At 69.8% G+C, this 14886-nt stretch carries 13 protein-coding genes; 3 read left to right on the forward strand and 10 right to left on the reverse strand.

What is annotated here, in order from left to right; translation table 11 throughout:
• Nucleotides 1–21 precede the first annotated feature (21 nt).
• The gene (locus GV015_RS16485; protein ID WP_159879449.1) at nt 22–1659 is read left to right on the forward strand and encodes a LuxR C-terminal-related transcriptional regulator; all 1638 of its coding nucleotides are present in this window, start codon (nt 22–24) and stop codon (nt 1657–1659) included.
• Nucleotides 1660–1697: 38 nt separating this feature from the next.
• Here GV015_RS16485 and GV015_RS16490 read toward each other — a convergent pair whose 3' ends face one another.
• Nucleotides 1698–3134, reverse strand: a complete 1437-nt coding sequence (locus tag GV015_RS16490) for an NAD(P)H-quinone dehydrogenase (protein ID WP_079707323.1) — start codon at nt 3132–3134, stop codon at nt 1698–1700.
• 128 nt (nt 3135–3262) lie between these two features.
• Between GV015_RS16490 and GV015_RS16495 the strand changes: the two genes are divergently transcribed.
• Both GV015_RS16495 and GV015_RS16500 read left to right on the forward strand, forming a co-directional pair.
• Nucleotides 3263–4096 carry a purine-nucleoside phosphorylase gene (locus GV015_RS16495; protein ID WP_079707324.1) on the forward strand — a complete coding sequence of 278 codons (834 nt, stop codon included), beginning with the start codon at nt 3263–3265 and terminating at the stop codon, nt 4094–4096.
• On the forward strand, nt 4093–5796 hold the full coding sequence (locus GV015_RS16500; RefSeq protein WP_159879451.1) for a phospho-sugar mutase: 1704 nt from the start codon (nt 4093–4095) through the stop codon (nt 5794–5796). Before GV015_RS16495 ends, GV015_RS16500 begins: the two co-directional genes overlap by 4 nt.
• Nucleotides 5797–5853: 57 nt before the next feature.
• Here the strand turns inward: GV015_RS16500 and GV015_RS16505 are convergent, their stop codons facing one another.
• The 9 genes from GV015_RS16505 to GV015_RS16545 all read right to left on the reverse strand — a co-directional run bounded on the left by GV015_RS16505 (nt 5854) and on the right by GV015_RS16545 (nt 14747).
• Nucleotides 5854–6126: a PTS sugar transporter subunit IIB gene (locus tag GV015_RS16505; RefSeq protein ID WP_064294838.1), complete on the reverse strand. Its 273-nt coding sequence runs from the start codon at nt 6124–6126 to the stop codon at nt 5854–5856.
• Nucleotides 6123–6590, reverse strand: a complete 468-nt coding sequence (locus GV015_RS16510; RefSeq protein WP_079707326.1) for a PTS sugar transporter subunit IIA — start codon at nt 6588–6590, stop codon at nt 6123–6125. Before GV015_RS16510 ends, GV015_RS16505 begins: the two co-directional genes overlap by 4 nt.
• A 120-nt stretch (nt 6591–6710) precedes the next feature.
• Nucleotides 6711–7898 carry an adenosine deaminase gene (locus tag GV015_RS16515; RefSeq protein WP_124769708.1) on the reverse strand — a complete coding sequence of 396 codons (1188 nt, stop codon included), beginning with the start codon at nt 7896–7898 and terminating at the stop codon, nt 6711–6713.
• A 5-nt stretch (nt 7899–7903) separates the two neighbouring features.
• Nucleotides 7904–8821: a DUF559 domain-containing protein gene (locus GV015_RS16520; RefSeq protein WP_159879453.1), complete on the reverse strand. Its 918-nt coding sequence runs from the start codon at nt 8819–8821 to the stop codon at nt 7904–7906.
• A gap of 119 nt (nt 8822–8940) precedes the next feature.
• Nucleotides 8941–10233 carry a thymidine phosphorylase gene (locus GV015_RS16525; RefSeq protein WP_159879455.1) on the reverse strand — a complete coding sequence of 431 codons (1293 nt, stop codon included), beginning with the start codon at nt 10231–10233 and terminating at the stop codon, nt 8941–8943.
• Nucleotides 10230–10649 carry a cytidine deaminase gene (locus tag GV015_RS16530; protein ID WP_064294834.1) on the reverse strand — a complete coding sequence of 140 codons (420 nt, stop codon included), beginning with the start codon at nt 10647–10649 and terminating at the stop codon, nt 10230–10232. The genes GV015_RS16525 and GV015_RS16530 overlap by 4 nt, the downstream gene beginning before the upstream one ends.
• Before the next feature lie 2 nt (nt 10650–10651).
• Nucleotides 10652–11953: an ABC transporter permease gene (locus GV015_RS16535; protein WP_085512244.1), complete on the reverse strand. Its 1302-nt coding sequence runs from the start codon at nt 11951–11953 to the stop codon at nt 10652–10654.
• On the reverse strand, nt 11950–13236 hold the full coding sequence (locus GV015_RS16540; RefSeq protein WP_124769711.1) for an ABC transporter permease: 1287 nt from the start codon (nt 13234–13236) through the stop codon (nt 11950–11952). The genes GV015_RS16535 and GV015_RS16540 overlap by 4 nt, the downstream gene beginning before the upstream one ends.
• Nucleotides 13233–14747 carry an ABC transporter ATP-binding protein gene (locus GV015_RS16545; protein WP_124769712.1) on the reverse strand — a complete coding sequence of 505 codons (1515 nt, stop codon included), beginning with the start codon at nt 14745–14747 and terminating at the stop codon, nt 13233–13235. Before GV015_RS16545 ends, GV015_RS16540 begins: the two co-directional genes overlap by 4 nt.
• Between the last annotated feature and the right edge of the window lie 139 nt (nt 14748–14886).

A 14886-nucleotide genomic window follows, 5' to 3' on the forward strand; every position in this document is an offset into this window, starting at 1 on the left:
CGGCGACGATACGCTGAACAGGTGTCAGCAGCCGACCTCCTCGAAGATGCGTTGGATCGTGTGGCGGACTTCGACGCCGCCGGTGCGATCGCGCTGCTCGAGGCAGAGCCGCACGCGGCGTCCGATCCCCGCGTCCTCGCCCTCCTGTCCTACGCCCGGTTCACCACCGCCGACTTCGCGGGTTGTCGCCGGGACGCGGTGGACGCGCTCGCCGCCTCGACGGACTCCGACCGGACGACGCGCCTGCTCGTGCTCGGGGCCGCCGGGCTGGCCCTCGGCTCGGACCGCTCGTCCGGCTCGGAGCTGGAGGGGTGCTTCGCGGAGGCGGACGCCCTCGTCGACGACGGCGGCGACCTCGAGCCGGCCCTGGCCTGGCTCGTCGGGTATCTGCTGGTCGAGGGTGCCGTCGTCAACGTCCTGATCCACGCCGCCCGGCGCTTCGCCGACGCGTTCGCCGACGACATCGCCGCCACCCCGGGCCGCTTGTACCGGACGCTCGTCGACGGGGTCCTCGCCCGCCTCCTGCTCAACGAGGGACGCGTCGCCGAGGCAGAGGCCGCCGCGCTCGCGATGTTCGAGCGGGCCGGGAGCGGACCGACCGCGCTGTACGCGGAGGCCGTGCAGTGCCTCGTCGCAGGGAACCGTGCTGAGCAGGGGGCGACCAGGACACTCGCACGCCGCGTCCGCCAGGCCATCCCCGAGCCCACGGGCGCCTTCCAGACGACGTGCTACCTCCTCGTCGGCTACGGTCTCGCCGCCCTCGCGGACGACCACGGAGCCGCAGCCCTCGCGAGGAGCGCCTCGGGGAACGACTTCAGCGGCCTGTCCGTCCAGGACCGCGCCCTCGCGATCGAGCTGCTCGTCTCGAGCGCCTTCCTCGACCGCGACCTCGTCGAATCGGAACGCCTCATCGGCTTCATCGCCGCCGATGTCGACCGCAGGGTCCCCGGGCCGGCCATCCTCCGGATGCAGTGCAAGCTCGAACTCCTCCGTGGGCGACCCGCCGAGGCGCTGGCGCTCGCGCGCACGGCGACCACCCGCGCGTTGGTCGACGGCCGCATGCTGGAAGCCGGGATCGGCGAGATCCTCGCGACGCGTGCCCTCATCGCCATGTCCGACCGGACGCAGGCCGTCCGTGAGCTGGCCGCGCTCGCCGAGCAGGCGGTCCTCGGCGGGCACACCGCCGCGACCCGCTCCGCCGCCCGGGAGCTGAAGGCGATCGGCCGACGTCTCGCGCCGGTCGCCGGATCCGGTTGGGACGGACTGTCGCCCCGTGAACGCGAGGTCGCCCTGCTCTCCGCGGAGGGCAACTCGACGGCGGAGATAGCGTCCGTCCTCCAGCTCTCCTCGCGCACGGTCGACGCGCACGTCACCCGGGTGCTCGCCGCGTTCGGGATCGTGTCCCGCCGCCAGCTCCCCTCTCGGCTCCCGGCCACGCTGCCGTTGACCGCCGTCCCCGTCCCGACCGCGCCGCTGACGCCCCGACAGCGGGACCTCACCGAACTCGTCGCGGACGGCCTGTCGAACGACGAGATCGCGACGGCCCTCGGCATCTCCCGCAAGACCGTGGAGAAGCATCTGAGCGCCGTCTTCCAGGCCTGGGGCGTGCGCTCGCGGGTCGCCGTCGCACGCATCGTGCTCGCGAACCGCGATCGGTGAACTCCGGCGTCTCAGCGCCGGTTGGACGAGGACGACGCCTATTCGACGATGTGCATGGCGCGCGCAGCATCGGTGATCGACCCGGTGAGTGACGGGTAGACCGTGAAGGCACGTGCCACCTGGTCGACGTTCAGCCGTTGCTCGACCGCGAGGGCGAGCGGGAAGATGAGCTCGCTGGCCTTCGGGGCGACGATGACCCCGCCGATGACCGTCCCGCTGCCGGTCCGCGCGAACAGCTTGACGAAACCGTCCTTGATGCCCATCATCTTCGCGCGCGGGTTCTGGGCGAGGGGCAGCTTGTAGATCTCGCCCTGGGCGATGCCGTCCTCGATCTGCTTCTGGGTCCAGCCGACAGTCGCGATCTCGGGCTGCGTGAAGATGTTCGCGGCGACGTTGCGGATCTCGGTCGGGTTCACCGCGTCGCCCATCGCGTGCAGCATCGAGGTGCGACCCTGCATCGACGCGACGGACGCGAGCGGCAGGAAGGTCGTGCAGTCACCGGCGGCGTAGATGTTGGGGACGCTCGTGCGGGCCACCCGGTTCACACGGATGTGCCCGGAATCGGTCAGCTGCACGCCAGCCTCCTCGAGACCGATCCCGGCGGTGTTGGGCACCGAACCGACCGCCATGAGGCAGTGCGAACCCTCGACCGTGCGCCCGTCGGAGAGCGTGGCGACGACGCCGGTCTCGGTCCGTGTGACGGAGTCGGCCCGCGACTTCGACAGGACCGTCATGCCGTTGCGCTTGAAGACGTTCTCGATGACCGCTGCCGCATCGGCGTCCTCACCGGGCAGCACCTGGTCGCGGCTCGAGATGAGCGTGACCTTCGAGCCGAGCGCCGTGTAGGCGGAGGCGAACTCGGCGCCCGTGACGCCCGAGCCGACGACGATGAGGTGCTCGGGGACGGAGGTGAGGTTGTAGAGCTGCGTCCAGGTGAGGATGCGCTCGCCGTCCGGCAGGGCGGAGGGCAACTGGCGCGGGCTCGCGCCGACGGAGACGACGACGGTGTCAGCCTCGATGCGGTCGAAGTCGGTGCCGCCGGACAGGTCGGTCGAGACGATGACCTCGTTCGGTCCGTCGAGCCGCCCCTGACCGTTGACGATGCGGACACCGGCACGGATGAGACTCGCCCGCATGTCCTCGGACTGCTGGCGGGCCAATCCGAGCAGCCGTTTGTTGACGGCAGCCAGGTTCACGGCGACCTCGGGACGGCTGGGCTTGCCGGTGGTCTCCGAGCGGACGAAGAACTGCACACCGAGGTCGGCCGCCTCGCCGATGGCCCCGACCGCGTCGGCCGTGGCGATGAGGCTCTTGGACGGGACGACGTCGGTGATGACCGCCGCGCCGCCGACACCCGTGCGCTCCACAAGCGTGACGTCGGCCCCGAGCTGTGCCCCGGCGAGGGCAGCCTCGTACCCGCCGGGTCCACCTCCGATGATCGCCACTCGCTGCTTGCGTTCGAACTCGTAGGCCATGCGTCCATTCTCGCGCGCCACCAGGGGCGGGACCAAACCCGTTCGGGCCTGCGGCGGTGGGCATCGTGCGCGGATGAGCGGGGTCGGCACGGTTGGGCGGCGGCCCCGCCCCTGTCTAGAGTGAGAGGATGTCCGAAACCTCTGCGAACCCACTCGATCTGTCCGATGTCGATCCCTTCGAGATCGCCCGCGAAGCCGCCGGCCAGATCGCTGAGAAGACCGGCGTGGAACGCCACGACATCGCACTCACCCTCGGCAGTGGCTGGGGCAAGGCGGCCGACCTGATCGGCGAGACGACGGCGACGATCCCGGCCTCCGAGATCGTCGGCTTCTCGAAGCCGGCGCTCGAGGGCCACGTGGGCACCCTGCGCTCGGTCCTGCTCCCGAGCGGGAAGCGTGCGCTCGTCATCGGCGCCAGGACGCACTACTACGAGAACCATGGTGTCCGGCGTGTCGTGCACAGCGTGCGGACGGCCGCTGCGGCCGGCGCGGGCATCATGGTGCTGACAAACGGCGCAGGCGGCATCAAGGACCACTGGACGCCCGGCACGCCCGTGCTGATCAGCGACCACATCAACCTCACGGCCGACTCGCCGCTTGAGGGCGCGACGTTCATCGACCTCACCGACCTCTACGCCAAGCGGCTGCGGGACATCGCGCACAGCGTCGCTCCGGAGCTCGACGAAGGCGTCTACACGCAGTTCCGCGGACCGCACTACGAGACCCCGGCCGAGGTCCAGATGGCGAAGGCGATCGGCGGCCACATCGTCGGCATGTCGACCGCGCTCGAGGCGATCGCCGCACGTCAGGCCGGCATGGAGGTCCTCGGGATGTCGCTCATCACCAACCTCGCCGCCGGCATCCAGCAGACGCCGCTCAGCCACGCCGAGGTCATCGAAGCCGGCCAGGCGGCCGAGCCGGTGATCAGCAAGCTCCTCGCGCAGATCGTCGCGGCCCTGTGAGCGAGGCGACGAGCCTGCTCGCGACCGCCGAGGCCTGGCTCGCCCAGGATCCCGACGACGAGACCCGGGCCGAACTGGCAGGCCTCGTCGAACGCGCCCGGGTGTCCGACGACGTGGCCGTCGCCGAGCTGCACGACCGCTTCGACACCCGACTGCAATTCGGCACTGCCGGGCTCCGCGGTCGCATCGAGGCCGGCTCCAACCGGATGAACCGGGTTCTCGTGTCGCAGGCCGCGGCCGGGCTCGCCGCCTACCTGATCGAGCAGGCGCCGGCAGGCGTGACGCCGAGCGTCGTCATCGGATACGACGGCCGGAAGAACTCCGCCGTGTTCGCCAGCGACACCGCCGAGCTGATGGCCGGTGCCGGTGTCCGCGCAATCCTGCTCCCACGGCTCCTCCCGACGCCCGTCCTCGCGTTCGCCGTGCGGTTCTTCGACGCCTCCGCCGGAGTCATGGTGACCGCGAGTCACAATCCGCCCGCCGACAACGGCTACAAGGTGTACCTGGGCGGTGAGCACCACGGGTCCCAGATCGTCTCCCCCGCCGACGCGGCCATCGCCGCCCACATCGGGCGCATCGCCGAGACGGCGCTCGTCCAGGACCTCCCGCGCAACGACGGGTTCGAGATCGCGGGCGAGGACGTCGTCGACGCCTATGTCGCCGAGACCGCGGCCGTCGCACCCGCCCCGGCGGGCGGCCAGCTGCGCGTCGTCTACACGGCCATGCACGGCGTGGGTTGGGAGACGACCCGACGCGTCCTCGAGACCGCCGGGTACCCGGCACCGGAACTCGTCACCGAGCAGATCGATCCCGATCCCACCTTCCGGACCGTCAGCTTCCCGAACCCGGAGGAGCCGGGCGCACTCGACCTGTCCTTCGCGACGGCGCGAGCAGTCGGCGCCGACATCATCATCGCCAACGACCCCGATGCCGACCGCCTGGCGATCGCGATCCCCGACGACGCGGCGCCGTCGGGGTTCCGTCGACTCACCGGCAATGAGGTCGGTCTCCTCCTCGGCTGGCGGGCCGCCCAGGCCGCCAGTGCCGCACTCGACGGCGACGCGGCACCCGAGGGCACGCTCGCGTGCTCGATCGTCTCCTCCCCCGCCCTGCGCATCGTCGCCGAGGCGCACGGCCTCGAGTTCCGGGAGACGCTCACCGGGTTCAAGTGGATCTCCCGGACGCCGGGCATGATCTTCGGCTTCGAGGAGGCCCTCGGCTACCTCGTGAACCCCGGGACCGTACGCGACAAGGACGGCATCTCGGCCGCCGTGGCGTTCCTCGGTCTCGCGACGGCGTCGGCGCAGGCGGGCGAGAGCGTCGCGGGGCTCCTCGACCGGTTCGCGGACACCTTCGGTTCCTTCGGCAGCGACCAGATCTCCATCCGCTACGCGGAGCTCAGCCGCATCGGCGAGGTCATGTCCGGGCTCCGGGCACTCCCGCCGACGGAGCTCGCGGGAGCCCGGGTGACCCGGATCGACGACCTCGCCGACGGCTTCGAGGCGCTCCCGCCGAGCGACGTCCTGCGCGTCTGGCTCGACGACGGCACCCGGGTCATGATCCGGCCGAGCGGCACGGAACCGAAGCTCAAGGTGTACGTCGACGTCCAGTCCGCCGACGGCGACGCCGCCGAGCGGGCGGCGACGGTCACCGCGCGGCTCGCCGCGCTGCGGACGGATCTCACGGCGCTCGTCTCCTAGCGCCTCGACGGGCTGAGCGGCCTGGCGGTGTGCGGCCCGGAGACCGGGCCGCACCGGTCAGCCGATGGCGCGTTCGAGCTTCTCGGTGAGTTCGGCGAGGTCGAAGTAGTTGTCGATGACGACGATGTCGGCGAAGGTCTTGCCGATGCGCTCGACGAGCTCCGGCGAGGTCAGGATCACCTGGGCGTCGGCCGCGGTCGTGCCGAGGCTCTCGATGTCACCGGCGACGACATCGGCCTCGAGGTCGAGGCGTTCGAGCGCGCGTTCGGCGTTGAGCTTGAGGATCGCGGAGGAGCCGACCCCCGAACCGCAGACGGCGACGATCTTCATGCCTGGTCTCCGATGCGCAGGGGGGACGCACCGAACACGGCGCGCACCTCGTCGAGCGTCGTGGCCGCTGCGAGCCGCGGGATGGCGGTCTCGTCGTTGAAGACATTGGCGATCTCCGCCACCCAGCCCACGTGCGACTCGGCGGTGGTGACGGCGAGGCCGAGGACCACCGAGACGGGGTCGTTGTGGGGGTGTCCGAACCGCACCGGAGCAGCCAGGGTCGCGACGACGAGGGCGTCGTCGTGGACGTCGGCACCCGGTCGGGCGTGCGCGAGCGCCAGGCCCGGCGCGATCACGACATATGCGCCGAACTCCTCGACGACGTCGATCATCCGCTGGGTGTATGCGGCGTCCGTCGCGTGGGTGTCGGACAGCAGCGCTCCGGCTACGCGGATCGCCTCGCGCCAGTCGTCGGCTTCGACGTGGAGCGCGACGCTTGCTTCGGACAGTTCTGGGAGTGGCATCGCTTCAATCAGAGGATCGGTCGACCCGAATGGATCGGAACCATCGTAACGCTCCGAGGCTGGAAGCCTGCCGCGCAGGTGCCGCCCAGGCGGTCGCCGGAACAGCACCTGCCGGCATCGTCAGTCCTCGTCGTCGTCGAGGAACTCGTCGAACGCCTCGCTGATGCGGTCCGCCAGAGCCTCACGGATCTCCAGCGGCTGGAACGTCGCGGCGGCGGCGTTCAGCTGGAAGGTCTCCAGGTCGGTGAGGTCGTAGTCGAACGCCTCGGAGAGGAGCGCGAGCTCCTTCGTCAGGCTCGTGTCGCTCATCGTGCGGTTGTCGACGTTCACCGTGACGGCGAAGTCGAGCTGGTAGAGCAGGTCGAACGGGTGGTCCTCGAGCTCCTCGCCCCAGGCCGCGATGGCTCCGGTCTGCAGGTTCGACTGCGGGCTGAGCTCCAACGGGATCTTGCGGTCGCGGACCCACTCCGCGACGGGACCGAGCGTGGCGTAGAGGGACTCGGCGTCGTCGCGCTCGATGAAGATGTCCTCCGCGATGCGGACACCGTGGCCGAGTCGCAGCGCACGGCCGTCGAGCATGGCGCTCCGGATCGACTCGATGCCGTCGGCCTCCCCCGCGTGGACGGTGACCGGGAACAGCTCGGCCGCGAGGTAGTCGAACGCCAGCCGGTGCTTGCTGGCGGGGAAGCCCGCCTCAGCGCCGGCGATGTCGAACCCGACCACGCCGCGCTCGCGATGGCGCACGGCGAGCTCAGCGATCTCGAGCGCGCGGTCGGCATGCCGCATGGCCGTGACGAGCTGGCCGATCTGGATGTCGGAGCCGGAGTGGGCCGCGTCCTTGATGCCGAGCTCGATGCCCTCCTGGACGGCCTCGACGACTGCGTCGAGGCTGAGACCCCGGGTGAGGTGCTGTTCGGGAGCCCAGCGCACCTCGCCGTAGATGACGCCGTCCGCAGCGAGGTCCTGGACGAACTCGCGCGCGATGCGGACGAGCCCCTCCTCGGTCTGCATGACCGCGGTGCTGAGGTCGAAGGTCTTCAGGTACTCGACGAGCGAGCCGGCGTTGCACTGCGTGTAGAACCAGTCGGCCAGGCCGTCGGGGTCCGACACGGGGACGTCGACACCGTTCGCTTCGCCCAGCTCGATGATCGTGGCGGGCCGCACACCGCCGTCGAGGTGGTCGTGGAGCGAGATCTTCGGGAGCGCGCGGAGGTCGACGCCGGAGAGGGGGGATTCGTCTGCAGAGGTCACGGGGTTCACTGTACCGCTCAGCCCTCCGTCGAGGTGAGGCACTTCGTCACTCCCCATCGCCCTCAACGACCAACCGCCTCAACTCGGCCGGGGCCGCCGAGGCGCACCCGGATGCGCTCCGCGAGCATCGACGGTCGACGGAGGTCGTCGGCGGTCAAGCGCATCACCGTCCATCCCTCATGTGCCAATTCCTCCGTGCGCGCGATGTCCTTCCGCCATTGCGACCGGTCGGTCCGGTGATGGTCTCCCTCGTACTCGAGGACCAGACGCTGGTCACGGAACACCACATCGCCCCGGACCACTCGCCCGGAGCCGTGGAGGACGATCTCGGCGTTGTGCTCCGCCTTCGGGAGCGCCGATGCCTCGAGGATCAACCGGAGCTCCGTCTCCTTCGGCGACTGGCAGCGGTCATGCAACCGCGGGATCGCCGACCGAAGGGCGACGACGCCACGACGCGATGGATACTCCTCGACGGCCGCACGGAGCCGATCGAGGGACGTCCGAGGATCCAGGAACCAGAGGAGGGCGTCGCCGGCGGCGATCAAGGCCGGGAGCGGCACCACCGTCGCGAGGTCGCACCAGGTCCGCTCGACACTGGTGACCGGGAGTCCGTCGAGATCGACGACGTCTCCCGGACCGAGGGTGCCGCGATGTCCCACCACGCCGCGCCCCTCTCGCGCCCGGACGCCAGCAGGGGACATGACATGCAGCGGGACGTCCGGGCTCGTCGACCTGGGCGTCGGGATGCCGTGCAGAGCAGCGGCCGTCTGATGGCTGAAGGCTCCCCCGATCGGGAGAACACTCAGGTAGGCGACCGCTTGGTGGTACAGGTCAGTCGGATAGCCCGGTGGCGTTCGGATCCCGTGGAAGGGAGCACCGAGCGCGGGGTTCCGGAGCTGACGAGGCGTGAACCCGGCGCGCACCGCCGACTGAGCGGACTTCGGCCCGGCCATGATCGGGATCGAGGATCGGAAGGTCATCCCTCGATCGTGCCGCCGGCAGGAGGTTCCCCCGTCGTTCTCCACAGGTCGCGTCCTCAGGTGAGGCAACTCGTCGTCCGGAACGGCGATGGACGACGAGTTGCCTCACCTCAACGGGCTCAGGCCTCGATGCGGGCCCGGACGATGGGGCCGCGCGGGGGCGCGGTGTCCTCGATCGTGTACGCACCGTCGAGGGCCTCGAGCGCCCGCGGGAAGCGTGCCGCGTCGTCGGCACTCAGCGTGAAGAGCGGCTGTCCGGCCCGGACCTCGTCGCCCGGCTTCGCGTGCAGGTCGATGCCCGCCGCGTGGATGACCGGGTCCTGCTGCCTGGCCCGACCGGCACCGAGGCGCCAGGCCGCGATGCCGAACGGCAGTGCCTCCTGCGTCGCCAGCACGCCGTCGCGCGACGCCGTGACGACGTGGGTCTCCTTGGCGACCGGCAGCGGTGCGTCCGGGTCGCCGTCCTGTGCGCGGATCATGCGCTTCCAGACGTCCATGGCCCGACCGTCCGCGAGGGCGCCCTCGACGTCAGCGTCCGGCTGCCCGGCGAGGGTCAGCATCTCCCGCGCGAGGGCGAGCGTCAGCTCGACGACGTCCGCCGGACCACCACCCGCGAGGACCTCGACGGACTCGCGGACCTCGTTCGCGTTGCCGATCGCGAGGCCGAGCGGGACGTTCATGTCCGTCAACAGTGCTGTCGTCGCCACACCGGCGTCCGTCCCGAGCGCGACCATCGTGCGCGCCAGTTCCTCGGCGCGCTCGTAGTCCTGCATGAAGGCGCCGGAGCCGAACTTGACGTCGAGGACGAGCGCCCCGGTGCCTTCGGCGATCTTCTTCGACATGATGCTCGACGCGATGAGCGGGATCGCCTCGACCGTGCCCGTCGTGTCGCGCAGGGCGTACAGACGCTTGTCGGCCGGGGCGAGACCGGAGCCGGCGGCGCAGATGACCGCGCCGACGGCCTCCAGCTGCGCCATCATCTCGTCGTTCGTCAGCGCCGCACGCCAGCCGGGGATGCTCTCGAGCTTGTCGAGCGTCCCACCCGTGTGCCCGAGCCCGCGGCCCGACAGCTGCGGCACCGCGACGCCGAAGACGGCGACGAGCGGGGCGAGCGGCAGGGTGATCTTGTCGCCCACGCCGCCCGTCGAGTGCTTGTCCGAGGTCGGCTTGTCGAGCGATGCGAAGCTCATCCGCTCGCCACTCGCGATCATCGCCATCGTGAGGTCGCGGATCTCGCGCCGCTCCATGCCGTTCAGCAGGATCGCCATCGCCAGCGCCGACATCTGCTCGTCGGCGACATAGCCACGGGTGAAGGCGTCGATCAGCCAGTCGATCTGCGGCGTCGACAGCTCGCCGCGGTCGCGCTTCGTGCGGATGAGGTCGACGACGTCGAATGCTTCTACGGAACTCATGCGTGGTACTCCTCGAGTTGACGGGGTCCGAAGGCGTCCGGCAGGACCTCGTCGATGGTGCGGATGCCGGAGACGGTGTCGAGCAGCATGCCCGCCGTCGAGTGCTCGTACAGCAGCTGTCGGCACCGGCCGCACGGCATGAGGCGTTCGCCCTTGCCGTCGACGCAGGCGAACGCCACGAGGCGTCCTCCGCCCGACATGTGGAGGGCGGAGACGAGCGCGCACTCCGCGCACAGCGTCAGGCCGTAGCTGGCGTTCTCGACGTTGCAGCCGGAGATGATCCGGCCGTCGTCGACGAGGGCAGCCGCGCCGACCGGGAAGCGGCTGTAGGGCACGTAGGCGTGCCCCATCGCCTCCCGGGCCGCGGTGTGCAGCGCCTCCCAGTCGACGGGGGGCGTGGTCGTCGTGTCGCTCACGATCAGCCCTTCACGTAGGGCTTGCCGGCGGCTGCCGGTCCGCGGGAGATGCCGACGAGTCCGGCGACCGCGAAGATCGTCACCACGTACGGGAGCATGAGCATGAACGCGCTCGGCACCGGGGAGCCGATGGCACTCAACGCGAACTGCAGGTTCTGTGTGAAGCCGAACAGCAGCGCGGCGAGCGTCGCCTTGAGCGGGTCCCAGCGTCCGAAGATGACCGCCGCGAGCGCGATGTAGCCGGCGCCCGCCGTCATCTCCTTGTTGAACGCGCCGACCGAGCCCAGGGTGAAGTACGCCCCACCGAGGCCGACGATCGCGCCCGCGAGCGCGACGTTCCAGAACCGGGTCCGGTTCACGTTGATGCCGACGGTGTCGGCCGCCTGCGGGTGCTCACCCACGGCGCGGAGGCGGAGGCCCCAGCGCGTGTAGAACAGGCAGAAGAAGACCACGGCCACGGCGATGTACATCAGGTAGATGATGATCGTCTGGCGGAACAGCACGGGCCCGATGAGCGGGATCTCGCTGAGGATCGGGATGTTGATCCGGGGGAACTTCGGCGGGCTGTTGAAGAGCGCCTCGTTCTTCGTGAGCACCTGCGAGTACAGGAAGCTCGTGAGTCCGACGACGAGGACGTTGAGCACCACACCGACGATGACCTGGTCGACGAGGTACTTGATCGAGAACGCCGCGAGCAGGAAGCTCACGAGCGTGCCGGCGATCATCGCCGCGACGAGCCCGAGGAAGGCGTTCCCCGTCACCGAGGCGACGAAGGCGGACGAGAACGCGCCGGCGAGCAGCTGGCCCTCGATCGCGATGTTCACGACGCCGACCCGCTCGGAGATGACGCCGCCGAGCGCACCGAAGATGAGCGGGACGCTCAGGGCGACTGTGCCGAGCAGGAGCCCGGTGATCGGGATCGCCTTGCCCGCGGCGGCCCACGACAGGAACCCGACCATGAACAGCACACCGAACACGGTGATGAGCCAGAGCGGGACCTTCTTGCCCGTCGTGACGAGGTACGCGCTCAGTGCCGTGATGGCGGCCAGGAGGATCGTGACGACGATGCCGGTGACCGTGGACGGGAGCACGACCGTCGGCAGCTGGATGACGTCGCCGTCGCTGGAGAGCCGGAACGTGCTGTTGCCGTCGCGGTGCCAGATGACGAACAACAGGAACGCGATGACGGTGAAGATCCCGAACGCGATCGGGGCCTTCCAGCTCCGGACGGCGACCGTCTCGAGGACGATCGGGGCGTCGGGAGCCGGCTGCGGCGTCTGCTTGTCGAGCGTGAATCCACTCATGCGGACACCTCCTTCTTGGCGGAGCGACGCGTTCGGCGCGTCGAACCGTCGGGCTTCGGCAGGAAGAAGATCGCCCGCACGAGCGGCGGAGCCGCGATGAACAGCACGATGAGCGCCTGGAGGACGAGCACGATGTCGATCGGCACGTTGACGCCCTGGGTGGCCTGCATGGAGTACCCACCGGCCTTGAGCGCACCGAACAGGATGCCGGCGATGAGGATGCCGCCCGGCCGGCTGCGTCCGAGGAGCGCGACGGTGATGGCGTCGAAGCCGATGCCGGCGTCGATGCCGTTGTCGAACCCGGAGGTCACCGTTCCGAGCACCTGCGAGACGCCGGCGAGACCGATCAGTCCGCCGGACAGGAGCATGGCGTACACGTAGGTGTTCTTCACGTCGATACCCGCGACGCGCGCGGCGTTCGGGTTCTCACCGACCGCGCGGAAGCGGAAGCCGATCGAGGACCGGCTGAACAACCACCACACGAACACGACCGCGAGGATCGCGATGAGGAAACCGGCGTGCAGGTTGTAGCGGTCACCGAGGAGCTTGGGCAGGACGGCGTTCTCCGCCATCCCCGCGCTCTTCGGCACGTTCGACCCGGGAGCCTGCAACAGCCCCTGCGTGGAGAGCATGAAGGTGATGAGGTAGAACGCGACGTAGTTGAGCATGATCGTGATGATCACCTCGTGCGCGCCGGTGCGGGCCTTGAGGACACCGACGATGCCGCCCCAGAACGCGCCACCGATGATGCCGGCGGCGATCGCGACGAGCAGGTGCACCACGGGCGGGAGGTCGAGCGTGAAGCCGACCCATCCGGCGCAGGCGGCGGCGATGAGCATCTGACCGCGCCCACCGATGTTGAACATGCCGACCCGGAACGCCAGGCCGACACCGAGTCCGGCGAGGATCAGCGGGGTCGCGAAGGTCAGCGTCTCCGTCAGCGGGCGGATGCCGTTCAGGAAGTCGGGGCGCTTGAAGTTGTAGATCGACCCTTGGAAGAGCGCGCCGTACGCACCGGTCGCCGACTGCCAGACCGCCGCGATGGTGTCGCCCGGGCGGGCGAAGAAGTACCCGGCGGCGGTGTGGACCTTCGGATCGGTCAGCGCGATGAGGATCGCACCGACGACCATCGCCAGGACGACAGCGAGGATCGAGATGACGATGCTCGAGTTGAGGATCTCGGCGAGCACCTTGTTCGAGCGCGGCTGGGTCGTGTCGGGCTTCGCCTCGCCCGGTGCCACCGGCTGGACCGTTCCGGGCGGGGTGTGGGACGTCTCGCTCATGCTGCTGCTCCTGCCGGGAGTTCGCCGGCCATCATGAGGCCGAGGACCTCTCTGGGGGTCGATGCCGGGACGATCCCGACGATGCCGCCGCGGTACATGACCGCGATGCGGTCGGCGAGCGCGACGACCTCGTCGAGCTCGGTCGACACGACGATGACGGGGATGCCGGCGTCGCGCGTGGCGACGATGCGCTTGTGCACGAACTCGATCGAGCCGACGTCGATCCCGCGGGTCGGCTGTGCGGCGACGAACAGCCGCAGCTCACGGCTGAGCTCACGGGCGAGGACGACCTTCTGCTGGTTGCCGCCCGACAGGGAGCCGGCCGGCGACTCGATGCCCTGCGACCGAACGTCGAACTCCTGCGACTTCTCGCGTGCGAACTCGTCGCGGAATCCGCGCTGGACGTTGCCGCCCTTCACGAAGGGTGCACCCGTCGATCGGTCCAGCATGAGGTTCTCGGCGATGGTGAACTGTTTGACGAGCCCGTCCTCGGATCGGTCCTCCGGCACGAAGCCGACGCCGGCGTCGAGCACCTTGCGCGGGGTGGACCCGACGAGTTCGACACCGTCGAGCTTGATGCTGCCCTTGGTGTGCGGCTGCAGCCCGAGGATCGCCTCGGTGAGCTCGGTCTGCCCGTTCCCCTGGACGCCGGCGATGGCGAGCACCTCGCCCTCGCGCACCTCGAAGCTGACGCCGTTGACGACGAGCTGGCCGAGGTGGTCGACGACGGACAGGTCGTGCACGGTGAAGGTGGTGTCGCCGAGGTTCGGCGCCTCCTTGTGGACCGTGAGTTCGACGGGACGCCCGACCATGAGGGACGCCAGCTCGGCGTTCGTCGCGGTGGGCGAGGCCTCGCCGACGACCTTGCCGAGTCGGATGACGGTGATGCGGTCGGCGACTTCGCGGACCTCTCGCAACTTGTGGGTGATGAAGACGATGGACGTGCCCTCGTCCTTCAGCTGCTTCATGATCGCCATGAGCTCGTCCGTCTCCTGTGGGGTGAGCACGGCGGTGGGCTCGTCGAAGACGAGGACGTTGGCGTTGCGGGAGAGCGCCTTGACGATCTCGACGCGCTGCTGCACTCCGACCGGGAGGTCGCCGACGATGGCGTCCGGGTCGAGGCTGAAGCCGAACCGCTCGGAGATGTCGATGACGAGCTTGCGGGCCGCTGCGACGTCGAGGCGGCCACCGCCCTTGGTCTGCTCGTGGCCGAGCATGACGTTCTCGGCGACGGTGAAGACGGGGATGAGCATGAAGTGCTGGTGCACCATGCCGATGCCGGCGCCCATGGCGTCGCCAGGGCCCTGGAAGTGCTGGACGACGTCGTCCAGGAGGATCTCGCCCTCGTCGGCCTGATAGAGGCCGTAGAGGACGTTCATGAGGGTGGATTTGCCGGCACCGTTCTCGCCGAGGAGACAGTGGATCTCTCCCGGTTCGACGGTGAGGTCGATGTGGTCGTTGGCGGTGAGTGCACCGAACCGTTTGGTGATGCCGCGGAGCTCGAGCTTCATGGGTCCCAATCTAGTCACGTGTCGGATGTCGACACAGGCGGTCGGGATCGCCGTCCGGCCGTGCCGCGAACAAAGCGGGGGGAGGTCGCGGATCGCGACCTCCCCCCGGAGTCCCGGGCGAGGGCCCGGGTGAAGAGGG

Source organism: Plantibacter sp. T3 (assembly GCF_902506515.1).
In the GTDB taxonomy this organism is placed as follows: Bacteria; Actinomycetota; Actinomycetes; order Actinomycetales; family Microbacteriaceae; genus Plantibacter; species Plantibacter auratus.